The organism is Hydrogenophaga sp. ANAO-22, from assembly GCF_042466645.1.
Lineage (GTDB): Bacteria > Pseudomonadota > Gammaproteobacteria > Burkholderiales > Burkholderiaceae_C > Hydrogenophaga.
In genome coordinates this window covers 5,083,055-5,105,661 of the sequence record NZ_CP159956.1, presented here as the reverse complement: position 1 = coordinate 5,105,661, position 22,607 = coordinate 5,083,055, and the positions used below count along the sequence as shown (strand labels likewise).

The following is a 22,607-nucleotide window of genomic DNA, read 5'->3' as shown; positions in this document are numbered from 1 at the left end:
CGCTACCCCTCAAAGGCAGCGCTTGAATCTCAAGTCTGTTTTTCTGGTTGTCTCCTCGGGTCCTTTTCGAAATTCGATTTCATCGGACCCCTTAAGCCCTCACTGCAAGGTGAGGGCTTTTTTTATGGCCGGTTGGCCGGCAGGCGCCGGGCCAGCTGGGTGCGCAGCTGCGGCAAGGCCGCCTGCATGGCGGCACGGCCCGCTTCGATGGCGCGCAGCCGCGCCGTGAAGTCCGCGCTGCCCACGCCCACCAGCGCGGGGCGCAGCACCACGTCGGCCCCCGCCAGTTCATGGCGGTTGATGCTCTGTCCCATGATGGCGAAGGTCTGCAGCAGCACCTGCACGCTGCCGACCGCCGAATTGCCCTCGGGCGCGCTCGAAATGTCCACTGCCAGCACCACCTCGGCGCCCATGTCGCGGGCGTAGCGCACCGGCACCGGCGCCACCAGGCCGCCGTCCACATAGTCGCGCCCGGTGATGTTCACCGGTGCGAACACCCCCGGCACGGCGCTGGAGGCGCGCACGGCCTGAGCCGCGTCGCCCCGGCGGAACAGCACGCCCTGCCCGGTCGCCAGGTCGGTGGCCAGCACACCCAAGGGAATGGACATGTTCTCCAGCAGCTTGCCGCCCACGGCCTGGCGCACGTAGCGCGTGAGCGCCTCGCCGCGCAGCATGCCCCGGCCCATGATGGGCAGGGACCAGTCGGTCAAGGTGGCCTCTTCCATGCTGAGGGCCGTGGCCTCCAGCTCGGCGGCGGTCTTGCCGCTGGCGTACATCGCGGCCACCATGCTGCCGGCGGAGGTGCCCACCACCAGATCGGGGCGGATGCCGTTCTGCTCCAGCACCTGGATGACGCCCACATGGGCGAACCCGCGCGCGGCGCCACCACCGAGCGCCAGCCCCAGGCGGGGCGCGCGCGTGGGTACCTCAGGGGTTGGGGGAACGGTGGCAACCGGGGGTGTCTCCGGCAGCCGGGGCGGACCGCTGGAGCAGCCCGCAATCAGCAGGACGGCGGCCAGAATCCAGGCGGTTCGCGGCAGGTTGGGGCGTAAGTTTTTGATAAGAACCATTCTCGTTCGTGCTAGCATGCTCGCCGGAATTATCCCCTCGCCCCCCGATCCGATCGACGGGGGCGTCCCCCTCCTCTGCTCCGTTTCAAACCACCTCCAAGGACCGCGTCATGACCCGACTTCCCAAACTCGCCATGATGGCCATCGCCATGGCCGCCGCGCTGGGCGCCCACACCCAGATCCAGGCCCAGGACAAGGTGCTCAACCTGTACTCCGCCCGTCACTACCAGACCGACGAGGCGATGTACGAGACCTTCACCAAGACCACCGGCATCAAGATCAATCGCGTGGACGCGGACGACGCCGGCATCATCGCCCGCCTGCGCGCCGAGGGCGCGGCCTCCCCCGCCGATGTGATCATGCTGGTGGACGCCGCCCGCCTGGCCGTGGCCGACACCCAGGGCCTGTTCCAGCCGATCAAGTCGGCCAAGCTCGACGCCGCCATTCCCGCCAACCTGCGCGCCAGCGCCACCGCCGACGGCGTGACCTGGACCGGCTTTTCCACCCGAGCCCGCGTGATCGTGTACGACCCGGCCCGCGTGAAGGCCGAAGACGTGGCCACCTACGAACAGCTCGCCGACCCCAAGCTCAAGGGCCTGGTCTGCACGCGCTCGGGCTCGCACCCCTACAACCTCTCGCTGTTCTCCACCATCGTCGAACACCTGGGCGACCAGAAGGGCGAAGCCTGGCTCAAGGGCGTGGTGGACAACATGGCGCGTGCGCCCAAGGGCGGTGACACCGACCAGATCAAGGGCGTGGCCTCGGGCGAATGCGGCGTGGCCTTGACCAACACCTACTACGTGGCGCGCCTGATCAAGTCCGACAAGGCGGAAGACAAGGCCGTGATGAGCAAGGTAAAGGTCATGTTCCCCAACCAGGCCACCAGCGGCACCCACGTGAACATCGCCGGTGCGGGCGTGGCCAAGCACGCCAAGAACCGCGACAACGCGATCACCTTCATGGAGTTCCTGTCCAGCCCCTACGCCCAGGACTACTTCGCCAACGGCAACAACGAGTTCCCCACCGTCAAGGGCCTGAAGGTCGACAACCCGGCCATCAAGGCCATGGGCGGCGACAGCTTCAAGGCCGAGACCGTGCCGCTGGGCGTGGTGGCGAAGAACATGACCAAGGTGCAGCAAATGCTGGACCGCGTGGGCTATAAGTAAGAGCACCCCCGCCGCGCTTCGCGCGCCCCCTCAAGGGGGCAACATCTGCGGACCGGCGAAGCCGGATCCGCGATGTTCCGGACTTGAGGCGCTTCGGCTAAAGAAAAAAGCCCCCGTGCAAATGCATGGGGGCTTTTTCTTTTTTTGTGGCGGTCAATACACCTGAGGAACGTAAATCTCGCCGGGCACCTGGTGGCGCCGGTAGCCTTCGTGGCGCACCCGGTCGGGCAGCGTGATGGTGGCGCGCTCCACTTCGCCGTAGGGCATCTGCCGCAGCAGGTGGTGGATGCAGTTGAGGCGGGCCTTTTTCTTGTCGTCGGCCTGCACCACCCACCAGGGCGACTCGGGGATGTGGGTGCGTTCCAGCATCACTTCCTTGGCCTGGGTGTAGAGCTCCCAGCGGCGGCGGCTCTCCAGGTCCATGGGGCTGAGCTTCCACTGCTTGAGCGGGTCGTGGATGCGACCCAGGAAGCGCAGGTGCTGCTCTTCGTCCGAGATCGAGAACCAGTATTTGATGAGCTGGATGCCCGAGCGCACCAGCATCTTCTCGAACTCGGGCACCGAGCGGAAGAACTCTTCGTATTGCTCGTCGCTGCAGAAGCCCATGACGCGCTCCACGCCGGCGCGGTTGTACCAGCTGCGGTCGAACAGCACCATCTCGCCCGCGGCGGGCAGGTGCGCGGCGTAGCGCTGGAAGTACCACTGCGTGCGCTCGCGGTCGTTGGGCGCGGGCAGCGCGGCCACGCGGCACACGCGCGGGTTCAGGCGCTGGGTGATGCGCTTGATCGCCCCGCCCTTGCCCGCCGCGTCGCGGCCCTCGAACACGATCACCACCTTGTGTCCGGTGGCCACCACCCAGTCCTGCAGCTTCACGAGCTCGGCCTGCAGCCGGAACAGCTCGCGGAAGTAGGTGCGGCGCGCTTCCTTGTGTTTGGCCTCTTCATCGGCGTCCAGGGCCTGGTCCAGCACGCGGTCCTCGAGCTCCATCTCCAGCTCTTCGTCGTAACCGTCCATGAGGTCGGTGTGGATGCGGCGCATCAGCTCGTCCTGGCTGTCAAACATGTGGGCTCCATGATGGGAACAAAGCGGCCAGACTAGGGCACCCGCGTGACAAGGGCGTGACACGGGCATGTCGCATAATCCGGGTCGAATTGACGTTTACGTCAACGTCACATCCCCTCTCATCACACAGGAGCACACCCATGGACATTCAAGGCAAGGTATTCATCGTCACCGGCGGCGCATCGGGGCTGGGCGAAGGCACGGCGCGCATGCTGGCGGCCAACGGCGGCAAGGTCGTGATCGCCGACATGCAGGCCGACAAGGGCGAGGCCGTGGCCAAGGAGATTGGCGGCGCGTTCGTGAAGTGCGACGTGAGCAACGAGGCCGACGGCCAGGCGGTGGTGGCCAAGGCCCTGTCCCTGGGCAAGCTCATGGGTCTGGTGAACTGTGCCGGCATCGCCCCGGCCGAGAAGACCGTGGGCAAGAACGGCGCGCACAACCTGGGCGTGTACACCAAGACCATCATGGTCAACCTGGTGGGCAGCTTCAACATGATCCGCCTGGCCGCCGAGGCCATGTGCAAGAACGAGCCCGAGGCCACCGGCGAGCGCGGCGTGATGATCTCCACCGCCAGCGTGGCGGCCTACGACGGCCAGATCGGCCAGGCGGCCTACGCGGCGTCCAAGGGCGGCATCGTCGGCATGACGCTGCCGATCGCGCGCGACCTGGCGCGCAACGGCGTGCGCAACATGACCATCGCCCCCGGCATCTTCGGCACGCCCATGCTCTTCGGCATGCCCAAGGAAGTGCAGGACGCGCTGGCCGCCGGCGTGCCCTTCCCGAGCCGCCTGGGCACCCCGGAGGACTACGCCAAGCTGGCCAAGCACATCTTCGAGAACGACATGCTCAACGGCGAGGTGATCCGCCTGGATGGCGCGATCCGCCTGGCACCGAAGTAATCCCGAAACGGTTTCTTACGCCTCCATGGACCGCCAAGGCGGTCCATCCGCGTTTCTGGGATACGGTGGCCGTCTCGACAACGATCTTCAAGGAGCCATTGCCATGACACGCCTTGCCTGCCTGATCGCCTCGCTGAGTCTGCTCAGCGCCTGCGGCACACCCACCACCCCTTCCTCCTCTTCCATCCAGCAGCCCGAGGGCGCCTCGGGCCTCACGGTCAAACCGGGCTGGGCCTTCCCGCGCCAGGCCGTGGCCGCGGCCAACCCGCTGGCCACCGAGGCCGGCGCGCGCATCCTGCGCGCCGGCGGCAGCGCGGTGGACGCGGCCATCGCCGTGCAGATGGTGCTCACGCTGGTGGAGCCGCAGTCCAGCGGCATCGGCGGCGGCGCCTTCCTGCTGCACCACGACGGGCGCCGCGTCCAGGCCTTCGATGGCCGCGAGACCGCGCCCGCCGGGGCCAACGAGCAACTCTTCCTCGACGAACAGGGCAAGCCCCTGCCCTTCATGGTGGCCGTGGCCAGCGGCCGCTCGGTGGGCACCCCCGGCGCGGTGGCGATGCTCGCGCAGGCCCACCGCCAACACGGCAAGCTGCCCTGGGCGCGCCTGTTCGAACCCGCCATCGCGCTGGCCGACCAGGGCTTCGCCGTCAGCCCCCGGCTGCACACCCTGCTGCTGGCCGAGACCGCGCTGAAGAACGACCCGGTCGCGGCCGCCTACTTCTACCGGCCCGACGGCCAGCCGCACCCGGTGGGCCACGTGCTGCGCAACCCCGAACTCGCGCAGGTGCTCAGGAACATCGCGGCCCAGGGCCCGATCGCCATGCACGAAGGCCCGGTGGCCCAGGCCATCGTCAACAAGGTGCGGCAGCACCCGGTGCGACCCGGCAGCCTCAGCCTCGAAGACCTCCAGCGCTACCAGCCGCGCGAGCGCGAAGCCCTGTGCCACGACCACACGGCCGCGCAGCGCTCCTTGCGCGTCTGCGGCTTCCCGCCACCCAGCTCGGGCGCCATCGCGGTCGGCCAGATCCTCGGTCTGCTCGCGCGCACGCCGCAGGCCCGGGAGCCGCTGGTGAAGCCCGCGATGGGCACCGCCCTGCCCTCGGCCGACTGGCTGCACAGCTACACCGAGGCCTCGCGCCTGGCGTTCGCCGACCGCGCGCAGTACGTGGCCGACCCGGACTTCGTCGCCGCCCCTGGTGGCCGCTGGAGCAGCCTGCTCGATGCGCGCTACCTGGACGAGCGCGCCCGCCTGATCAGCCCGACCGCGCGCATGCCGCAGGCGCCCGCCGGCGTGCCGGGCGGCGTGCAGGTGGGCTGGGCGCCCATGCCCGAGCAGCCCGAGTACGGCACCAGCCACATCAGCATCGTGGACGCCTACGGCAATGCGCTGGCCATGACCACCACCATCGAAGCCGTCTTCGGCTCGCGCCTCATGGTCACCACCGACCCGAGCCGCCCGGGTGGTTTCCTGCTCAACAACGAGCTCACCGACTTCAGCTTCGCGCCCCGCAACGCCCAGGGCCAAGCCATCGCCAACCGCGTCGAACCGGGCAAGCGGCCGCGCTCCTCGATGTCGCCCACCCTGGTGTTCGACAAGGCCAGCGGCGAGCTGCTGATGAGCGCGGGCAGCCCGGGCGGCGCGCTCATCATCCACTTCACCGCCAAGACCCTGCACGGCACGCTGCAATGGGGCCTGTCGCCGCAGGACGCGATCAACCTGCCCAACTTCGGCACCACCGGCGGGCCCCTGCTGCTGGAGCAGAAACGTTTTGCGCCCGCCACCGTGGAGGCCCTGCGCCAGCGCGGCCACACGGTGGAGGAAGCGGACATGACCAGCGGCCTGCAGGCCCTGATGCGGGGCACGCAGCGCGGCCAGCGGGTGTGGCTGGGCGGTGCCGACCCGCGCCGCGAGGGCATCGTCGCCGGGGACTGAACCACCGGGGTGCATCGGTCAGAATACCCCGGTGGCCATCCCCCAGACCTTCATCCAGGAACTGCTCAACCGCGTGGACGTGGTTGACGTGGTGGGCCGCTACGTGCAGCTCAAGAAGGGCGGCGCCAACCTGATGGGCCTGTGCCCGTTCCACGGCGAAAAATCGCCCTCGTTCAGCGTCAGCCCGAGCAAACAGTTCTACCACTGCTTCGGCTGCGGGGCCAACGGCAACGCCATCGGTTTCCTGATGGAACACGCCGGCATGAGCTTCATCGAGGCGGTGAAAGACCTCGCCCAGCAGGCCGGCATGCAGGTGCCGGAAGACGAGGCCTCGCCGCAGGACCGCGAGCGCGCCGCCCAGCAGCGCCAGAAGCAGGCCACGCTCACCGACGTGCTCGAGAAGGCCGCGCAGGCCTATGCCAAGCAGCTCAAGGTCTCGCCGCGCGCCATCGACTACCTCAAGGGCCGCGGCCTCTCGGGCCAGATCGCCAAGACCTTCGGCCTGGGCTACGCGCCCGAGGGCTGGCGCGCCCTGGCCAGCGTGTTCCCCGACTACCAGGCGCCCCTGCTGGTCGAGTCGGGCATGGTGATCGAGCACGAGGACGAAAAAGGCGCCGACGGCCAGGCCAAGCGCTACGACCGCTTCCGCGACCGGATCATGTTCCCGATCCGCAACGTCAAGGGCGAGTGCATCGGCTTTGGCGGGCGCGTGCTCGACAAGGGCGAGCCCAAGTACCTCAACTCGCCCGAAACGCCGGTGTTCAGCAAGGGCCGCGAGCTCTACGGCCTGTTCGAGGGCCGCACCGCCATCCGCGTGGCCGGCTACGCCCTCGTCACCGAAGGCTACATGGACGTGGTCGCGCTGGCCCAGCTCGGCTTCGCCAACGCCGTGGCCACGCTGGGCACGGCCTGCACGCCCGACCACGTGCAAAAGCTGTTCCGCTTCACCGACGCCGTGGTCTTCAGCTTCGACGGCGACGGCGCCGGCCGGCGCGCCGCGCGCAAGGCGCTCGATGCCGCCCTGCCCCTGGCCACCGACACGCGCAGCGTCAAGTTCCTGTTCCTGCCGGCCGAACACGACCCGGACAGCTTCATCCGCGCCAACGGCGAGGCGGCTTTCGCGCAGTGCGTGAAGGAAGCCGTGCCGCTGTCGCGCTTCCTGGTCGAATCCGCCGGTGCCGACTGCGACCTCAGCACCGCCGAAGGGCGCGCGCGCATGGCCAGCCAGGCGCGCCCGCTCTGGAGCGCCCTGCCCGATGGCGCGCTCAAGCGCCAGCTCATTGGCGAACTGGCCGCCGGCATCGGCATCGGCAGCCCGGACCTGCTGCAGCTCTGGCAGCAGACCGGCGGTGGCCCCCGCAAGCCCCGCGCCGCCAGCCCGGCGCCCGCGCAGCCGGGGCACGACGCCGGTTACGACGGCGGCGGGGCCAGCGCCGCCTACACCTCGGACCCGGGCTACGACAGCGGCGCCGGCGGCGGTTACAGCAGCGGCGGTGGCGGCTACGGTGGTGGTGGCAAAACCTACGGCGGCGGCGGCAAGGGCTTCGGCAAGTGGCGCAAAGGCCCGCCGCCCCCGCCCCGCATGCTCGGCACGCGCCGCGCGGGGGGCAGCCGGGCCGACCGCGCGGTGGGCCTGCTGCTGGCCAGCCCACAGGCCTGGGACACGCTCTCGGCCGACGACCACGCCCTGCTGGCCCACCTGCCCGCGCCCCACGGCCCGGTGTTCGTCTGGCTGGAAGCCCAGCTGCACGAGCACGGGCACCAGCCCTGGGCCGCGGTGCGCGAGGCCCTGCGCGGCCACGAACACGAGACCTTTGCCTGCGTTCAGGTCGAGCAGGCGACCCTGGGCGGCGACCCGAGCGCCGAGCTGTCCGAGCTGAACGACGTGATGCACCGCCTGCGCCGCGACGGGCTGGTGGAGCAGGCTCGCCAGCTGGCCGAGCGCGTGGCCGCGGGAGATGCCAGCGCCATGGAGGACTACAAACGGGTCAACGCCCAGCTGCAGGCCCTCCAAAGCGACACGCCCGCCTGACAAAAAAACTTTGTCAGCGGTATAATCCAAGGTTTTGCACCGCAAGCGCGACAGCAGCACCTCCGGCACCGGCCCGGCCCCAGCAAGGGGCTAGATGGAACACCTTCCTGGCCACCTCGGCGACCTCCCCGGCCCGACGGAACCCCGCAAGGACTGCACACCAAATGTTCGCCCCACAGCTTGCAGGCCTGCCCTTTCCGGCGAAAGGCAGGCGTTGTGCCCAACAAAATCACCGGAACGGACCGCGTCGCGCGGCCTTTCAGGCGTTTTTTGTGTGTTCTGCCGGCTCCAGTTCGACATTTTTTTGAGGTCCCCATGCCCGCGAAGAAATCCAGTACGTCCGTTGCGTCCAGCACCAAAACCGCCAAGAAGGCCAGCCCGCGCGCGGCCGCCCCGGTTTCTCCCCCGAAGAAAGCCCCCGCTGTGACCCAGAAGCCCCCCGTCAAAGCCGCCGCCAAGGCCGCGCCCGCCAAGAAGACCGCCGTGAAGGCCAAGTCCGAGGCCGAACTGCTCGAAGAACCCGCGAAGAAGAAGGCCGGTCGCCCGGCCAAGGCCGATGCGGGCGACAAGCCCGCGGCCAAGCGCGGCCGCAAGCCCAAGGCGGACGCCAAGGGCAAGGGAGGCGATGCCGACCTGGACGATGCCGACCTCAGCGACATCGAGGACGACCTGACGGGTGACGAGACCGAAGTCGAGGCGGTGGACACCACCGCCGCGCAGACGACCGAGAAGGTCAAGCCCCTGCGCATGAAGATCAGCAAGGCGAAGGAACGCGCGCTGATGAAGGAATTCGGCCTGGACGAAACCGTCCTGTCCGAAGAGGAAGCCCGCAACCGCCGCGAACGCCTCAAGACCCTGATCAAGCTGGGCAAGACGCGCGGCTACCTCACGCACGGCGAAATCAACGACCACCTGCCCGACAAGCTGGTGGAAGCCGAGACCCTGGAAGTGGTGGTCTCGCTGCTCAACGACATGGGCGTGGCCGTCTACGAACAGACGCCCGACGCCGAGACCCTGCTGCTGAACAACACCGGCCCGACCGCCGCCACCGAAGAGGAAGCCGAGGAAGAAGCCGAAGCCGCCCTGTCCACGGTGGACAGCGAATTCGGCCGCACCACCGACCCCGTGCGCATGTACATGCGCGAAATGGGCACGGTGGAGCTGCTCACGCGCGAAGGCGAAATCGAGATCGCCAAGCGCATCGAGGGTGGCCTCAACGACATGATGGCCGCCATCAGCGAGAGCCCCGCCACCATCGCCGAGATCCTGGTGATGGCCGAGGACATCCGCGAAGGCAAGGTCGTCATCTCCACCGTGGTGGACGGCTTCGCCGACGCCGACGAGGCCGATGACTACGTGGCCGAAGAAGACTTCGACGATTACGACGAAGCCGACGACGACGACGGCAAGGGCGGCTCCAAGGCCCTGACCCGCAAGCTCGAAGAACTCAAGCGCGAAGCCCTCACCCGCTTCGACAACATGCGCGCGCTGTTCGAGAAGCTGCACAAGACCTACGACAAGGAAGGCTACGGCACGCCGAGCTACCTCAAGACGCAGACGGCCATCACCGAAACGCTGATGTCCATCCGCTTCACCGCCAAGGCGATCGAGAAGCTCTGCGGCACCATGCGCAGCCAGGTCGACGACGTGCGCAAGAAAGAGCGCGAGCTGCGCCGCATCATCGTGGACAAGTGCGGCATGCCGCAGGAAACCTTCATCAAGGAATTCCCGCCCAACCTGCTCAACCTCAAGTGGGTCGAGAAGCAGGCCGCCGCCGGCAAGCCCTGGAGCGTGATCATCGAGCGCAACATCCCGCCGGTGCAGGAGCTGCAGCAGGGCCTGATCAACATCCAGAGCAGCGTGGTCGTGCCGCTGGCGCACCTGAAAGACATCCACAAGCGGATGAACCAGGGCGAGTCCACCTCGCGCGACGCGAAGAAGGAAATGATCGAGGCCAACCTGCGCCTGGTGATCTCGATCGCGAAGAAGTACACCAACCGGGGCCTGCAGTTCCTGGACCTGATCCAGGAAGGCAACATCGGCCTGATGAAGGCGGTGGACAAGTTCGAATACCGCCGCGGCTACAAGTTCTCGACCTACGCCACGTGGTGGATCCGCCAGGCCATCACCCGCTCGATCGCCGACCAGGCGCGCACCATCCGCATCCCGGTGCACATGATCGAGACCATCAACAAGATGAACCGCATCAGCCGCCAGCACTTGCAGGAGTTCGGCTTCGAGCCCGATGCCTCCATCCTGGCCGAGAAGATGGAGATGCCCGAGGACAAGATCCGCAAGATCATGAAGATCGCGAAAGAGCCGATCTCGATGGAAACCCCCATCGGCGACGACGACGATTCGCACCTGGGCGACTTCATCGAAGACCAGGCCAACACCGCGCCCATCGAGGCCGCGATGCAGGCCGGCCTGCGCGAAGTGGTCAAGGAGATCCTCGACAGCCTCACGCCGCGCGAAGCCAAGGTGCTGCGCATGCGCTTCGGCATCGAGATGTCCACCGACCACACGCTGGAAGAAGTGGGCAAGCAGTTCGACGTGACGCGCGAGCGCATCCGCCAGATCGAAAGCAAGGCGGTGCGCAAGCTCAAGCACCCGAGCCGCTCGGACAAGCTGCGCAGCTTCATCGACACGCTGTAAGCGGCGGTCGGTCACAAAAAAAGGGAGCCACTGGCTCCCTTTTTTTCTGGGTGGCGCACGCCTCAGGCTTCGCGCGGCCGCACCACCAGTTCCGGAAAGCCGGTGGCCGGGTCGGCCTCGCGCGAGAAACGCCATTCGGGCAGCAGGCCCAGCAGCACCTCGGCCGTGGTGCGCACGCGGCAGCCCGGCACCACGTGGCCGCCGAACACGGCACCGCTGGTGGTGGACACGGCCATGTGCAGGTGCGAGTGGCTGCGGCCCTCGCCGTCCACCCCCACCGTGCCCGACAGGCTCAGGATCTCGCTGTCACCGGCCAGCGTCTGCGCCTGGTCCACGCCCGCGAAGCGCAGGCGCGCATCGCTCAGGCTGCCGATGCCGGCGATCACGAACGCGGCCTGGCCACCCTGCTCGCGCACCACCGCCTCCAGCGCCGCGCGCAGGTCCTGGCCGGGGCCGAGGCGGACGGGAAACGTCGTCACGGCGTGGCCTCCACGCGCGGCAGGCTCACCACCACCGACAGGCCGGGCTGCGCGTTGCGCACCACCAGCGCCCCACCATGCGCTTGCGCCACCAGCCTGCACAGGTAGAGGCCCAGGCCCACGCCGCCCGCGCTGCGCGTGCGCGCGGTGTCGGGGCGGAAGAAGGGCTGGCCCAGGTGCGCCAACTGGTCCTCGGGCACGCCGGGGCCGTGGTCGCGCACCTCCAGCTCGATGCCCGGCCCCGTGGCCAGCGGGCGCACATACAGCGTCACGGGCACCGGCGCGCCGGCGCTGTGGCGCAGCGCGTTGTCCAGCAGGTTGCGCAGCAGCAGGCGCACGCGGATGCGGTCCAGCGGCAACTCGGCTGGCTCGCCTGTGACGTGCAGCGCGATGCCGCGCGCGGCGGGCTGGGTGCGGGCAAGTTCGGCGATCACCTCGCGCGCCAGCGCAACCGGGTCGGTGGGCTCGCGGCTCAGCGCCTGGTGGCGCCCGGCCAGGCGCTCGCTTTCCAGCAGGTCGCTGATGAGGCGGGCCATCTCGCTGAGGTCGCGCAGCAGGGCCTCGCGCTGCGGGGCGACGTCGGCGCCCTCGGGCAGCAGCTCGGTGTTGAGCCGCGCGCGGGTCAGCGGGCTGCGCAGCTCGTGGCTGATGGCCAGCAGCAGGGAGCGCTGGGCGTCGAGCATCTGCTGGATGTCCTGGCCCATGGTGTTGATGGTCGCGGCCAGTTCGCCCAGTTCGTCGGGCCCCCGGGGGTGGCGCACAGGAATGGGCTGGTCGAACCGGCCCGCGCCGAAGCGCAGCGCGCCCTGCCGGATGTCGTCGAGCGGGCGCAGCAGGCGGCGCACGTACAGGAAGGCCAGCAGCGTGAGGATGAGCAAGGCCACCAGCGTGTAGCCCACGATCTTGGGCCGGCGGTCGAACACCGCTTCGTTCAGGCCGAATTCCAGGCGGTGGCCATCGGCCGTGGTGCGTTGCAGCAGCTGTTGCCAGTCCTTGTCGTCGCCCCAGCCGGCGTCGTCGTCCGCGCCCCGGTCCCGGGCCCGCTCGCGCAGCCAGTGCGGGCGCTGCTGGTCGGGGTGCGAACGCCAGTTGACCCGCGGGCCGACGATGTCGATGGTGAGCGGCAGGCGCTGCGTGAGGGCGTGCGCGCGCTCGATGCTGGGGCTGCCCCCGGCGGCCACATCGGCCGTCAGGCGGTCCACGTAGTCCATGAGCACCGGGCGCGCGGCCTCGCGCCAGCCGACCGAAAAAGCCTTCTGCGCCCCGCTGATGAAGGTGAACGACATGGCCATGGCCAGCAGCAGGAACACCATCACCATGCGCAGCTTGAGCGAGCAGCGCAAGGCCAGGAAAGCCCGGCGGTACCAGGGCAGCGCCTGGGTCATGGCGCGATGCGGCGCAGCGCCAGCGAGTAGCCCGCGTTGCGCAGGGTCTTGATGCAGTCCAGCGGCTCGAGCTTCTTGCGCAGGCGGCTCACCACGATGTCGACCGCCCGCGTGTAGAGGTCGGCTTCGTGGCCGCGCAGCTGGTTGAGGATGTCGTCGCGGCTGAGCACGCGCCCGGCCTCGCGCGCGAGCAGGTGCAGCAGGTCGAACTCGGTGCTGGTGAGCTCCACCGCCTGGCCCTCGCGCAGCACGCTGCGGCGCGTCGGGTCGATGGTGAGGCCGTCGAACACCAGGGTGCCCGGCTCCACCGCGCTGGCGGGCGCGGCCGGCGGGCCGTTGCCGCCATGGCGGCGCCGCAGCACGGTCTGGATGTGCGCCACCAGCTCGCGCGGCTCGAAGGGCTTGGGCAGGTAGGCATCGGCGCCGAGTTCGAGGCCGACCACGCGGTCCATCACGTCGCCACGCGCGGTGAGCATCACGATGGGAATGTCGCTTTCCTTGCGGATGGTGCGGCAGAGTTCGAAGCCGTCCATCTCGGGCAGCATCACGTCGAGGATGGCGGCGTCGAAGGCCTCGGCGCGCAGGCGCGCCAAGCCCTCGCTGGGCCGCAGCGCGTGCGCCAGCGCCAGCTCGAAGCGCTGGAAGTAGGTCGCCAGCGGCGGGCCGAGTTGTTCGTCGTCGTCAATGAGCAGAACGCGGTGCATGCGGCATTGTCACATTGCGCCCGTCAGGCTGCGGTGGCGCACGATGAGGCGGCGCAGCCGTTGCTGCGCGCCACGGTCGAGCCCGTCGAAGCGGTCGGCCACCGAGAGGATGGCCGGCAGCGCGGGCACGGCGTCGTTCGGCTGGCGGCGCGAGAGCCGCGCCCACAGCCCCAGCGCGTGCTCGCGGTCGAAGCGCGGGCCCCACACCAGGGCCAGCAGCTCGTCGTGCGGGTCGTCCACCCCGGCCAGCAGCGCCGGACCGTGGTCGCGCAGGCGCTGGGCGATCGGTTGCAGCACGGGCGACATGGGGTTCACCCCGCTCAGCCGCGCGAGAACCAGCCGCGGCGCTTGCCCGTGCGCTCGCGCACCTCGGCCTGTTGCGTCGGGCTCAGGCTGTCGTAGAAGTCGGCCAGGGCATTGATCACCTCGGGGCTGCTGACCTGCACCACGCGGGTCTTCTCGTCGAGCAGGTTCAGCGCGCGGGCGCGGTCGAACTTCTCGCCGGCGATCAGCGCCTGCATCTCGCCGCGCGGGTTCGTGGTCTGGCCGATCAGGGCCGTGCGCTGGGCCTGCACCTTGTCGGCCAGCACGTTGAGCTTCTGCTGCTGTTCGGCGTTGAGGTCGAGCTTGCTCGTGATGCGGTTGACCACCTTGCCGCGCACTTCGGCGATCTTCTCGGCGCTCATGGGCGCGCGCTCGTGGTGACCGCGCGTGCCGCAGGCGGCCAGGCCGCCGATGGCGATGGAGATGCCGGTGAAGGCCATGAGCGAGCGCTTGATCCAGGGTTTCATGACGGTGTCCTTTCAAAGGGACTGTTGAACATGACCGCCATGGTGCCGGCAGCGGTGCGCCTCGGGGTCTCAGCGCAGTTTCGGTTTTTTTCGTTTTGTATCGACGCCGGCCGCACGCACCTGGGCCAGGTAGTCGTTCACATGCGCGCCCAGGCGCTCGGCGACCATGCGCGCGATGCGCGGCAGCGAGCGGCTCGCGCTGATCGCCACGCCCACGGTCTGCGGCTGGGCACTCTTGTCCTTGAGGGGCACGAAGCACAGACTGCCCGCGAGGATCTCGGGACCGGCATCGAGCTCGGAGGTGAGCGCCACGTGGCTGCCGCTGCGCACCAGGCTCTTGACGAGCTGCAGCGAGTTCGTCACCAGCGGTGGCCGGGCTTCCTCCAGCAGCCAGTTGTGGCGCCGCTCCAGGTAGCGGCGGATCGCCAGCACCCGGCTTTGCGCGGCCATCGGCCAGGCCGCCACGTCCTTGAACGTCACCTGGGCCTGCGCGGCCAGGGGGTGGCCCGGCGCCACCACGCAGCCCAGCGGCAGCTCGGCGCTGGCCACGATGTGCAGGTCGCGCCCGGGCTTGAGGTTGAAGGCCACCGCCAGATCGACCTCGCCCGCGCGCAGGCGCTGCACGGCGTCGTCGGTGCTGACGATGTCCACCTCCAGCACGATGCCCGGGTGTTCCCGCGCCACCACCGCCACGAACTCGGGCAGGAAGCCGTTGACGTGGCTGTCCATCGCGGCCAGGCGCAGCTGGCCCTGGCTCACGCCCTGCAGGTGCTTGATGTCGGACAGCGTGCGGTTGAGATCGGTCTTCCATCGCTGCGAGAGCGCCAGCAGCAGTTCGCCCGCGGCCGTCAACCGCATGCCGCGCGGCTGGCGCTCGAACAGCGGCAGCCCGAGGTCTTCTTCCATCAGCAGGATGTGGCGGTCGATCGCGGAGGCGGAAATGGACACCTCGCGCGCGGCCGCCTGCACCGAACCGAGCTGCGCGACAGCCGCCAGGTAGCGCAGGGCCTTCGGATGCAGAAGCTGGTTCAGTGAACTCATGCGTACTGAAAATTCGAATGCAACATGCCCAATTATGCGATGGACAGCAATGCAATGGCGCCGCAAACTGCGATCGCATGAACACCCCGACAACCTCACCCCTGGCCTGGCATGCCCTGGCCTCCCTGGACGAAGCCACTTTCTGCGCGCGCCTCGGGCCGGTGGTCGAGCATTCGCCCTGGGTCGCCCGAGAGGCCTGGGCCGCCCGGCCGTTTGCCGACTGGGCGTCGCTGTACGACAGCTTGTCGCGGGTGATCCATGGCGCCGACGAGGCCCGCCAGCTGGCCCTGCTGCGCAGCCATCCGGAACTCGCCGGCCAGGAGGCGCGGGCCGGCACCATGACGGCGGATTCGCAGAGCGAACAAGGCCGCCTGCGCCTGCTGGCGCTGGACGCCGCCACCGTGCAGCGCATCGAATCGCTCAACCGGCGCTACCGCGAGCGCTTCGGCTTTCCCTTCATCGTCGCGCTGCGGCTGCACGGCTCGCTGGCCACGGTGCTGCAGGCCGGTGAAGCGCGCCTGGCGAACGACGCGCGCACCGAGCGCCGAAACGCCCTGCAACAGGTCTGCGAAGTCATGCGCGGACGGCTGGCGCAGACCGTGTCACCCGAGCCCTCCCCTCCGTCCTCCCCGTCCGTCAACACCCTCGCAGGAACCCCGTCATGAACACCCCACGCCGCCTTCTTCTGGCCGTCAGTGCCTTGTCGATGCTGGCCTCGCCGCTGGTCCACGCGCAGGCCTGGCCGCAACAGAAGCCGATCCGGATCATCGTGACCTTCTCGCCCGGCGGCTCGTCGGACATCGTGGCGCGCCTGCTGCAGCCCGGCCTGCAGGAGAAGCTGGGCCAGACCGTGATCGTGGAGAACAAGCCCGGCGCGGGCAGCACCATCGGCGCCAACGAGGTGGCGCGCGCCGCGCCCGACGGCTACACGCTGCTGCTGTCCAACACCGCGCCCATGAGCATCTCGCCCTTCATGATGGACAAGGCACCCTACGACCCGGTGAAGGGTTTCACGCACATCGCCTACATCGGCTCGGTGCCCAATGTGTTCGTGGTGCATCCTTCGGTGCCCGCCAAGACCATGCCCGAGCTGGTGAAGTGGATCAACGCGCAGGCCAGGCCCGTCAACTACGGCTCGGGTGGCGTCGGCTCCATCGGCCACATCGTGGGCGAGATGTTCAAGCAGCAGTACCAACTGAAGATGGAACACGTGCCGTACAAGGGTTCTTCTCCCATGCACAACGACCTGCTCGGCGGCTCCCTGCAATTCGCGGTGGACACGCTGACGCAGAACGTGCCTTTCATGAAGGAGGGCAAGCTGGTCGGCATCGCGGTCACGTCGCGTGCCCGCGCGCCCATGTCGCCCACCGTGCCCACGGTGGGCGAAGCGGGTTACCCCAAGCTGGTGGCCGAGAACTTCCTCGGCATCTCCGGGCCCGCCGGCACGCCGGCGGACGTGGTGGACAAGGTCAACAAGGCGGTGACCGACGTGGTGGCGCGACCCGACGTGGCCAGGCGACTGAGCGACCTGGGGGTGGAGTCGGAGCCCATGAGCGCCGCGCAGTTCACCCGATTCGTCACCGACCAGGTGAACGAATGGGCGCCCGCGGTCAAAGCGTCCGGCGCACGGTTGAATTGAACGCCATGAACGGTGGACTCTCCATTCATTGCGTGGACGTGGCCAGTGGCCGCGTCGCCGTCGGCCTGCAGGTGACCGTGGTGCGGCTGGGGCCGGACGGCCTGCCGCACGGCCCGGTGCTCGCCGAAGGCCGCGTGGGCGCCAACGGTCTGCTGCAGCACCCGGTGCTGATGAGCGAAGCCATCACCGCCGGCGGCTACGAGGTGCGCTTCGCGGTGGGCGACTTCTACCGCGACCAGGGCACCCCCGTGCCCGAGCCGGCGTTCCTGGAAACGGTGCCCTACCGCTTCCACATCGCCGACACCTCGCAGCACTACCACCTGCCGTTCAAGTTCACGGCCTGGGGCTTCTCGCTCTTTCGCGGCGGCGCCTGAAACGCCGAACTCAGTACGCTTCGGTGTCGACTTCGCGGTTCGACTGCTCGTTGTAGCGGCTGCCGCTCACCGTGCGCTGGTTGATGAGTTCGTCCAGCCGGGCCAGCGTGGCCGCGTCCAGCGCCACGTCCACCGCGCCCAGGTTGTCGCGCAGGTGGTCTTCACGCGAGGTGCCGGGGATGGGCAGCACGTCCGGCCCCTGGTGCAGCAGCCAGGCCAGCGCGAGCTGGGCCGGCGTGCAGCCCACGTCGTTCGCGATCGCGCGGTAGGCGGGCAGCAGCTTGAGGTTGGCGGCGAAGTGCTCGGGCGCGAAGCGCGGCATGGCGCGGCGGATGTCCTTGGCGTCGAAGGCGCTCACGTCCAGGTCGGGGCCGCACAGGAAGCCGCGCGCCACCGGGCTGAAGGCCACGAAGGCGATGCCGAACTCTCGGCAGGTGTCGAGCACCGCGATCTCGGGGTTGCGCGTCCACAGCGAGTACTCGGTCTGCACCGCGGTGATGGGGTGCACCGCCTGCGCCTTGCGGAGGGTGGCGGCGGACACCTCGGACAGGCCCAGCGCGCGCACCTTGCCCGCGCGCACCAGGTCGCTCATCGCGCCCACGCTGTCTTCCACCGGCACCTGCTTGTCCCAGCGGTGCAGGTAGTAGAGGTCGATCACGTCGGTCTTGAGGCGGCGCAGGCTGTCTTCGCAGTTCCTGCGGATGGCCTCGGGCCGGCCGTCGATCACGCGCTTCACGCCGTCGTCGAACTGCACACCGGCCATGCCGCCCTTGCTGGCCAGCGTGAACTTCTGGCGGTGCTTCGCGAGCACATGGCCCACGTGCGTTTCGCTGGCGCCGAAGCCATAGAGCGCCGCGGTGTCGAAGTGCGTCACGCCTTCGTCGAAGGCGGTGAGCAGCACGCGCTCGGCCTGTTCTTTCGACACCGGCGCGCCGTAGGCGTGGCAGATGTTCATGCAGCCCAGGCCGATGGCGCTGACGCTGAAGGGGCCCAGTTGGCGTTGGTTCATGGCGGGTTTCTTTCTCAAAACGGGTTTCAGGGACTGGCCTCGGCGATGGACGAGGTCAGGTCATCGAGGGGCGCGGCCAGGTCTCGCCGCCACAGCCGCCCATCGGCGGACCAAGGCGCGAAGCCCAGCTTCGCATACAGGTCGGCCACCACGGCGTTTCGCGCGCTGGCCAGGTATTCGCCCACCAGGGCCGACGCGCCCTGCTCGCGGGCCCACAGGACCAGCGTGCGCAGGATGAAGGCCTCGGCCCCGCGCGAGAAGACGCGGCAGCTCAGCAGCCAGCTGTCGATGCGCAGCGCCTGCGCTTCGCGCACCGCGAGCAGCGAGCCGACCAGGCCGTGATCGCCAAAGCGGTCCTTCAGGTGGAAGGCCAGCACAAGGCGGTCGGGCTGCTGCATCTGCGCCGCGAGTTGCGCCTGGGTGTAGCGCCGCGTGGTGAGATTGAACTGGTTGGTCTTGAGTTCCATCTGCGCCAGCCGGGGCAGGTCCTGCGCGCGCGCGGGCCCGGCGTGGCCCTGCATCGCCAGGCCCGCGAGGTAGCTGCCGATGTCGGCCGACGAGGTCTGCTCCGCGCGCGCCTGGCGCAGCGCGGCGTAGGCGGCGCTGCGCCCCTGGTCCACCTCGGTGTAGGCCTGCTGGTCGAACCAGTGCCCGGCCTCCAGGCGCTCGATGAACTGCGCCGGGTCGGCGCCGATGTCCACCACCGCCACCTCGGGCAGCAGCTGCTGCACCAGCGCGCGCTCGGCCGGGTTGTCGTCGACGAACACGGCGGCATCCAGCCCGAGGTTGAGTTCCTGCGCGATGCGCCGCAGGCCCGTGGCTTTGTCGCCCCAGCTGCAGACGAAGGCGGCGAAGTCCTCGCGGCGCAGGGCGCTGTCGGCGTGCTCGAAGCCGGTGGCCGCGATCTCGGGAGCGTTCTTGCTGCAGACCGCGAGCACCACGCCGCGCCGCGACAGGCCCGCCAGGTGCTGCTGCCAGGCGGCGAAGGCCTCGCCCTTGCCGCCATGGGCGGGCCCCAGGGCAATGCCGCCGAGACCATCGTCGCCGATGGTGCCGCCCCACAGGGTGTCGTCCAGGTCCAGCACCAGCAGCTTGCGGGTGCGGCCCGTGGTGGCCCGCCAGGCGCCACGGAACCAGGGCAGGTAGTCCGGCAGGAAGCGCGGATCGAAGCCGAGCTTGCCGGCGTGGAAGAAGCGCGGCGCCGACCACGCGGCCAAGCCCACGCCGGCCGCGAGCCGGTCGGCTTCCAGCCAGGTCACGCGGCCCGCGCCGGCGTCGATCAGCGCCTCGTTGAGGGCCTGCACGCGGCGCGTGTCCGACGCGGGAGAACGGCGGTCGGCCACCCCGCGCCACAGCGGCGCGGGCGGCACGAACAGGTGCTGCACGATGCGGCAGCCGCGCGCTTCCAGCGCGGCCCAGACCGCTTCGAAGCCTTGCACCTGCCGCGCGGTGTCGGCCGCGACCGCGTCGGCATCGGCGTCCAGCGGCAGGGGTTCGAGGGCCTGGCGCCAGTCGGGCACCAGCACCACCACCTCGGGCTCGAAGGCGTGCAGAGCCGAACCCCCATCGAGGCATGCCTGGCGCATCGCGCCATAGGGGGCGGCATGCACCAGCGCCAGTTCGCCCTCCTGGGCGATGGCACAGGCGATGGCCTGGCGCAGCAGGTCGGGCGTGAGGTCGGCGGCCAGCGCGACGCGCCGCACGGCACCGCCCGAGGCGGCGGCCCCGGCCGCGAGCGCGGCGATGTCCGCCGCGCAGGCCATCAGCTCGGGCAGCGGCGGCCGGGCCACGGCCAGGCGCTCGCGAATGCCCACCCAGCTAGACATGGCGGGCGATGACCTCGCGCACCGCGCTCACGCTGGTCAGCCGCTCGATGTCGCTGTTGTCGAGCGTGATGTCGTAGGTGATCTCGATCATGCTCGCCAGCATGACGGTCTTGAGGCTGTCCCAGGACTCGACCGTCTCGGCGCCGTCGTCGTCGTGGAGGGCATCGGCGGGGATCTGCAGCACCGAGGCGATCAGGGCGCGGACTTCAGGCATGGGCGGTTTTCTCGAAAGGCGTTGAAAGGCAGCGCGCCAGTATAGGGAGGCATGGGGCTCTCACGAGGGCATCTCCAGCGCCACCGCCAGGGCCTCGCCGCCGCCCATGCAGAGCGTGGCGATGCCGCGCCGCGCGCCCCGCCGCTCCATCGCGTGCAGCAGCGTGACGAGCATGCGCGCGCCGGTGGCGCCCACGGGGTGGCCGAGCGCGCAGGCGCCGCCGTGCACGTTCACGCGCGCCAGCGGCACGCCCAGCGCCCGGCACACCGCCAGCAGGCCGACGGTGAAGCCCTCGCCCACTTCCCACAGCTCGACCGTGTCGATCGGCCAGCCGGTTTTGTCCAGCAGCTTGCGCACCGCGCCCACGGGCGCGGTGCTGAACTGTGCCGGCGGCTGTGCGTGCGAAGCGTGCCCGCGCACCAGCGCGCGCACCGGCCAGCCGCGCTCGCGCGCCCGCGATTGCACGGTCATCACCAGGGCTGCGGCACCGTCCGACAGGGGCGAGGCGGTGGCGGCCGTGGCCGTGCCGCCCGGGCCGCTCAAGGGCTTGAGTTCGGCGAACTTCGCCGGCAGGACGTTTTGCACCGGTTCATCGCGCGCGACCACACGGCCGTCGGCCAGCGTCACCGGCACGGTCTCGCGCTCGAACGCGCCGCTGTCCTGCGCCGCCCGCGCGCGCTCGAACGAGCTCAGCGCCTGGGCCTCCTGCAGGGCGCGCGTCAGGCACAGTTCCGCGGCGGTGGCATCGACGAAATGGCTCAGGCCGATCGGTGTCGCGCCGGTGCAGGCGTCCTGCATCACGTCGAACATCAGGTGGTCGAGCAGGCCGGCGAGGTGCGCGCCGCGCTCGCGCCCGAGCAGCATCGGCGCGCGGCTCATGTTCTCCATGCCGCCGACCAGCGCGGTCGACACCGTGCCCGCCCGCAGCAGGTCATGCACCAGCATCACCGCCTGCAGGCTGGAGCCGCAGACCTTGGAGATGGCCGTGCATGGCACCTCGGGCGCCAGCCCCGCGCGCAGCGCGGCCTGGCGCACCGGCACCTGGCCCAGGCCGGCCACCACCACGTGGCCGAAGAACACCTCGTCGATGTCCGCCGCCGCCCCACCGCCCTGGGTGAGCACGGCCTGCATCGCGCTCACGCCGAGGGCGGTCGCGGGCACGTCCTTGAACACGCCCTGGAAAGCGCCGATCGGCGTGCGCGCCGCGGCTGTGATCACCACCGGGTCAAGGTTCATGCGACGGTCCTCACCAACTGGTGTCGTATTCGATGTAGCGCTGGATGTACTCATAGTAGGTCCATTGCTGCGTGTGCCAGCGGTAAGCGAAGTCCGTGCGCCAGAAGCGCAGTTCCAGGGCCTCGGCGACCAGGGGGTGGATGGGGTTTTGATGGACCCCCATGCCGCCGTCGTGCGATGCGGCGGCCAGGCAGGCCTCGGCCCGCGCGGCGCTGCCGCCGAGCACCGGCCGCGCGCGCTCGGCCACGCGGCGCGTCAGCTCGGCCATGGCGGGCGCGGACATGTGCCCGCTGGTCCAGAACAGGTGCTCGTCGCGGAAACGGTCCAGCACGTAGTCGGTCAGCCGCACGTCGCTGTGGGCGTCGTAGTGGCGCATGCGGTCGATGTCGCGCTGCAGGCGCACCCGCAGGTCGGGCATCTTGCGCTCGGACAGGTCCATGTACGCCGCCACCGCCATCGGCCCGGTGAGCCCCGACTGCGCGATCCGCAAGCCCAGCATGTCGCCCAGCGGGTAACGCTTCCACAGCGTGTAGGCCGGGTCGTGATGCACACGCGGCTCCGGGCATTCGAAGGGCCAGGCGCTGAGCAGGGCGAAGCTGGGGTAGCGGATCACCGGGCAGTGGGCCGGCAGGCGCGAGGTCAGCGCGGTCAGGGCCGGGTTGTCCTGCTGGTCCTCGAACTGGCGCAGCAGCAGCACCACGTCCTTCAGGTCCTCGTCGGGAATGGCCGGCGCGAGCGCATCGCCCGGCAGCGCGTGGTTCAGCGCGACCACGAAACGGTGGTCGCCGTTCAGGTCGTCGAGCGACGCGAGCATCTGCGCCAGGTACGGGGCCTGACAGTTGCCGTAGACCAGCACCGTGCGCGCCCGCGCGCTGTGGCTCCCGAAGACCATGGCGTGGGGCGAACGTTGCGCGGCATCAGGGGCGTTGTCGTCGGCGGGCACTATTAATAAGAAAGCAGCAAGTCGAGGCAAATTGTGATGAGCAAGCGTGTCAATCGCGCATCAAAGCGGCCAATTCAACACGTTACAAGACATCACAGTGTGTATTATCAAACGCGCTTTCACCGCCCATCCCCATCCCAGGAGCCTGA

The 22,607-nt window shown here is 69.5% G+C and carries 21 protein-coding genes; 8 read left to right on the top strand and 13 right to left on the bottom strand.

Annotated elements, in window-relative coordinates; all coding sequences use genetic code 11:
- Positions 1–122: 122 nt before the first annotated feature.
- The gene (locus ABSY19_RS24745; RefSeq protein ID WP_382156791.1) at positions 123–1,070 is read right to left on the bottom strand and encodes a patatin-like phospholipase family protein; all 948 of its coding nucleotides are present in this window, start codon (positions 1,068–1,070) and stop codon (positions 123–125) included.
- 110 nt (positions 1,071–1,180) lie between these two features.
- On the opposite strand from ABSY19_RS24745, the gene ABSY19_RS24740 reads away from it, so the two are divergent.
- Positions 1,181–2,236, top strand: coding sequence for an extracellular solute-binding protein (locus ABSY19_RS24740; RefSeq protein WP_382156789.1), 1,056 nt, complete (start codon positions 1,181–1,183; stop codon positions 2,234–2,236).
- Positions 2,237–2,389: 153 nt separating this feature from the next.
- Here the strand turns inward: ABSY19_RS24740 and ppk2 are convergent, their stop codons facing one another.
- Positions 2,390–3,298 carry a polyphosphate kinase 2 gene (ppk2, locus tag ABSY19_RS24735; protein ID WP_382156787.1) on the bottom strand — a complete coding sequence of 303 codons (909 nt, stop codon included), beginning with the start codon at positions 3,296–3,298 and terminating at the stop codon, positions 2,390–2,392.
- 140 nt (positions 3,299–3,438) lie between these two features.
- On the opposite strand from ppk2, the gene ABSY19_RS24730 reads away from it, so the two are divergent.
- From ABSY19_RS24730 to rpoD, 4 genes are all read left to right on the top strand, one after another.
- Positions 3,439–4,197: a 3-hydroxyacyl-CoA dehydrogenase gene (locus ABSY19_RS24730; protein WP_382156785.1), complete on the top strand. Its 759-nt coding sequence runs from the start codon at positions 3,439–3,441 to the stop codon at positions 4,195–4,197.
- 103 nt (positions 4,198–4,300) lie between these two features.
- Complete coding sequence (locus tag ABSY19_RS24725) at positions 4,301–6,130, top strand: gamma-glutamyltransferase family protein (protein ID WP_382156783.1); 1,830 nt, start codon at positions 4,301–4,303, stop codon at positions 6,128–6,130.
- Between the two features lie 31 nt (positions 6,131–6,161).
- Positions 6,162–8,162, top strand: coding sequence for a DNA primase (gene dnaG, locus ABSY19_RS24720; protein ID WP_382156781.1), 2,001 nt, complete (start codon positions 6,162–6,164; stop codon positions 8,160–8,162).
- A gap of 315 nt (positions 8,163–8,477) precedes the next feature.
- Positions 8,478–10,817 carry an RNA polymerase sigma factor RpoD gene (gene rpoD, locus ABSY19_RS24715; protein WP_382156779.1) on the top strand — a complete coding sequence of 780 codons (2,340 nt, stop codon included), beginning with the start codon at positions 8,478–8,480 and terminating at the stop codon, positions 10,815–10,817.
- 62 nt (positions 10,818–10,879) lie between these two features.
- Here the strand turns inward: rpoD and ABSY19_RS24710 are convergent, their stop codons facing one another.
- The 6 genes from ABSY19_RS24710 to ABSY19_RS24685 all read right to left on the bottom strand — a co-directional run bounded on the left by ABSY19_RS24710 (position 10,880) and on the right by ABSY19_RS24685 (position 15,217).
- Positions 10,880–11,296, bottom strand: a complete 417-nt coding sequence (locus tag ABSY19_RS24710; protein ID WP_382156777.1) for a PPC domain-containing DNA-binding protein — start codon at positions 11,294–11,296, stop codon at positions 10,880–10,882.
- Complete coding sequence (locus ABSY19_RS24705; RefSeq protein WP_382156775.1) at positions 11,293–12,681, bottom strand: sensor histidine kinase; 1,389 nt, start codon at positions 12,679–12,681, stop codon at positions 11,293–11,295. Before ABSY19_RS24705 ends, ABSY19_RS24710 begins: the two co-directional genes overlap by 4 nt.
- Complete coding sequence (locus tag ABSY19_RS24700; RefSeq protein WP_382156773.1) at positions 12,678–13,385, bottom strand: response regulator transcription factor; 708 nt, start codon at positions 13,383–13,385, stop codon at positions 12,678–12,680. Before ABSY19_RS24700 ends, ABSY19_RS24705 begins: the two co-directional genes overlap by 4 nt.
- A 9-nt stretch (positions 13,386–13,394) precedes the next feature.
- The gene (locus tag ABSY19_RS24695) at positions 13,395–13,691 is read right to left on the bottom strand and encodes a hypothetical protein (protein ID WP_291118856.1); all 297 of its coding nucleotides are present in this window, start codon (positions 13,689–13,691) and stop codon (positions 13,395–13,397) included.
- A 14-nt stretch (positions 13,692–13,705) separates the two neighbouring features.
- Positions 13,706–14,176, bottom strand: coding sequence for a Spy/CpxP family protein refolding chaperone (locus ABSY19_RS24690; protein ID WP_382156771.1), 471 nt, complete (start codon positions 14,174–14,176; stop codon positions 13,706–13,708).
- Between the two features lie 69 nt (positions 14,177–14,245).
- Positions 14,246–15,217, bottom strand: coding sequence for a LysR family transcriptional regulator (locus ABSY19_RS24685; protein ID WP_382156769.1), 972 nt, complete (start codon positions 15,215–15,217; stop codon positions 14,246–14,248).
- Between the two features lie 77 nt (positions 15,218–15,294).
- Here ABSY19_RS24685 and uraD point away from each other — a divergent pair, with 77 nt between their 5' ends.
- Genes uraD through ABSY19_RS24670 form a run of 3 tightly spaced genes read left to right on the top strand, consistent with a single transcriptional unit; the run spans position 15,295 to position 17,230 of the window.
- Entirely contained in the window at positions 15,295–15,882 is a 588-nt protein-coding gene (uraD, locus tag ABSY19_RS24680; RefSeq protein ID WP_382156767.1) for a 2-oxo-4-hydroxy-4-carboxy-5-ureidoimidazoline decarboxylase, read from the top strand.
- Positions 15,879–16,856 carry a Bug family tripartite tricarboxylate transporter substrate binding protein gene (locus ABSY19_RS24675; RefSeq protein WP_382156765.1) on the top strand — a complete coding sequence of 326 codons (978 nt, stop codon included), beginning with the start codon at positions 15,879–15,881 and terminating at the stop codon, positions 16,854–16,856. The genes uraD and ABSY19_RS24675 overlap by 4 nt, the downstream gene beginning before the upstream one ends.
- 5 nt (positions 16,857–16,861) lie before the next feature.
- Complete coding sequence (locus ABSY19_RS24670) at positions 16,862–17,230, top strand: hydroxyisourate hydrolase (RefSeq protein WP_382156763.1); 369 nt, start codon at positions 16,862–16,864, stop codon at positions 17,228–17,230.
- Between the two features lie 10 nt (positions 17,231–17,240).
- On the opposite strand, the gene ABSY19_RS24665 is transcribed toward ABSY19_RS24670, so the two are convergent.
- The 5 genes from ABSY19_RS24665 to ABSY19_RS24645 are packed head-to-tail and all read right to left on the bottom strand — an operon-like array spanning position 17,241 to position 22,458.
- Entirely contained in the window at positions 17,241–18,239 is a 999-nt protein-coding gene (locus ABSY19_RS24665) for an aldo/keto reductase (RefSeq protein ID WP_382156761.1), read from the bottom strand.
- A 26-nt stretch (positions 18,240–18,265) separates the two neighbouring features.
- Positions 18,266–20,065: an HAD-IIIC family phosphatase gene (locus tag ABSY19_RS24660; protein WP_382156759.1), complete on the bottom strand. Its 1,800-nt coding sequence runs from the start codon at positions 20,063–20,065 to the stop codon at positions 18,266–18,268.
- Positions 20,058–20,279 carry an acyl carrier protein gene (locus tag ABSY19_RS24655; RefSeq protein WP_382156757.1) on the bottom strand — a complete coding sequence of 74 codons (222 nt, stop codon included), beginning with the start codon at positions 20,277–20,279 and terminating at the stop codon, positions 20,058–20,060. The genes ABSY19_RS24660 and ABSY19_RS24655 overlap by 8 nt, the downstream gene beginning before the upstream one ends.
- Before the next feature lie 60 nt (positions 20,280–20,339).
- A complete protein-coding gene (locus ABSY19_RS24650; protein ID WP_382156755.1) occupies positions 20,340–21,515 on the bottom strand; it encodes a thiolase family protein in 1,176 nt (391 codons plus the stop codon).
- Between the two features lie 10 nt (positions 21,516–21,525).
- Positions 21,526–22,458: a WcbI family polysaccharide biosynthesis putative acetyltransferase gene (locus ABSY19_RS24645; RefSeq protein WP_382156753.1), complete on the bottom strand. Its 933-nt coding sequence runs from the start codon at positions 22,456–22,458 to the stop codon at positions 21,526–21,528.
- Positions 22,459–22,607: the final 149 nt, after the last annotated feature.

Coding starts and splice junctions, on each gene's coding strand:
- ABSY19_RS24745 (WP_382156791.1), bottom strand. CDS start 1,070: ATGGTTCTTATCAAAAACTTACGCCCCAACCTGCCGCGAACCGCCTGG.
- ABSY19_RS24740 (WP_382156789.1), top strand. CDS start 1,181: ATGACCCGACTTCCCAAACTCGCCATGATGGCCATCGCCATGGCCGCC.
- ppk2 (WP_382156787.1), bottom strand. CDS start 3,298: ATGTTTGACAGCCAGGACGAGCTGATGCGCCGCATCCACACCGACCTC.
- ABSY19_RS24730 (WP_382156785.1), top strand. CDS start 3,439: ATGGACATTCAAGGCAAGGTATTCATCGTCACCGGCGGCGCATCGGGG.
- ABSY19_RS24725 (WP_382156783.1), top strand. CDS start 4,301: ATGACACGCCTTGCCTGCCTGATCGCCTCGCTGAGTCTGCTCAGCGCC.
- rpoD (WP_382156779.1), top strand. CDS start 8,478: ATGCCCGCGAAGAAATCCAGTACGTCCGTTGCGTCCAGCACCAAAACC.
- ABSY19_RS24705 (WP_382156775.1), bottom strand. CDS start 12,681: ATGACCCAGGCGCTGCCCTGGTACCGCCGGGCTTTCCTGGCCTTGCGC.
- ABSY19_RS24700 (WP_382156773.1), bottom strand. CDS start 13,385: ATGCACCGCGTTCTGCTCATTGACGACGACGAACAACTCGGCCCGCCG.
- ABSY19_RS24695 (WP_291118856.1), bottom strand. CDS start 13,691: ATGTCGCCCGTGCTGCAACCGATCGCCCAGCGCCTGCGCGACCACGGT.
- ABSY19_RS24690 (WP_382156771.1), bottom strand. CDS start 14,176: ATGAAACCCTGGATCAAGCGCTCGCTCATGGCCTTCACCGGCATCTCC.
- ABSY19_RS24685 (WP_382156769.1), bottom strand. CDS start 15,217: ATGAGTTCACTGAACCAGCTTCTGCATCCGAAGGCCCTGCGCTACCTG.
- uraD (WP_382156767.1), top strand. CDS start 15,295: ATGAACACCCCGACAACCTCACCCCTGGCCTGGCATGCCCTGGCCTCC.
- ABSY19_RS24675 (WP_382156765.1), top strand. CDS start 15,879: ATGAACACCCCACGCCGCCTTCTTCTGGCCGTCAGTGCCTTGTCGATG.
- ABSY19_RS24670 (WP_382156763.1), top strand. CDS start 16,862: ATGAACGGTGGACTCTCCATTCATTGCGTGGACGTGGCCAGTGGCCGC.
- ABSY19_RS24665 (WP_382156761.1), bottom strand. CDS start 18,239: ATGAACCAACGCCAACTGGGCCCCTTCAGCGTCAGCGCCATCGGCCTG.
- ABSY19_RS24660 (WP_382156759.1), bottom strand. CDS start 20,065: ATGTCTAGCTGGGTGGGCATTCGCGAGCGCCTGGCCGTGGCCCGGCCG.
- ABSY19_RS24655 (WP_382156757.1), bottom strand. CDS start 20,279: ATGCCTGAAGTCCGCGCCCTGATCGCCTCGGTGCTGCAGATCCCCGCC.
- ABSY19_RS24650 (WP_382156755.1), bottom strand. CDS start 21,515: ATGAACCTTGACCCGGTGGTGATCACAGCCGCGGCGCGCACGCCGATC.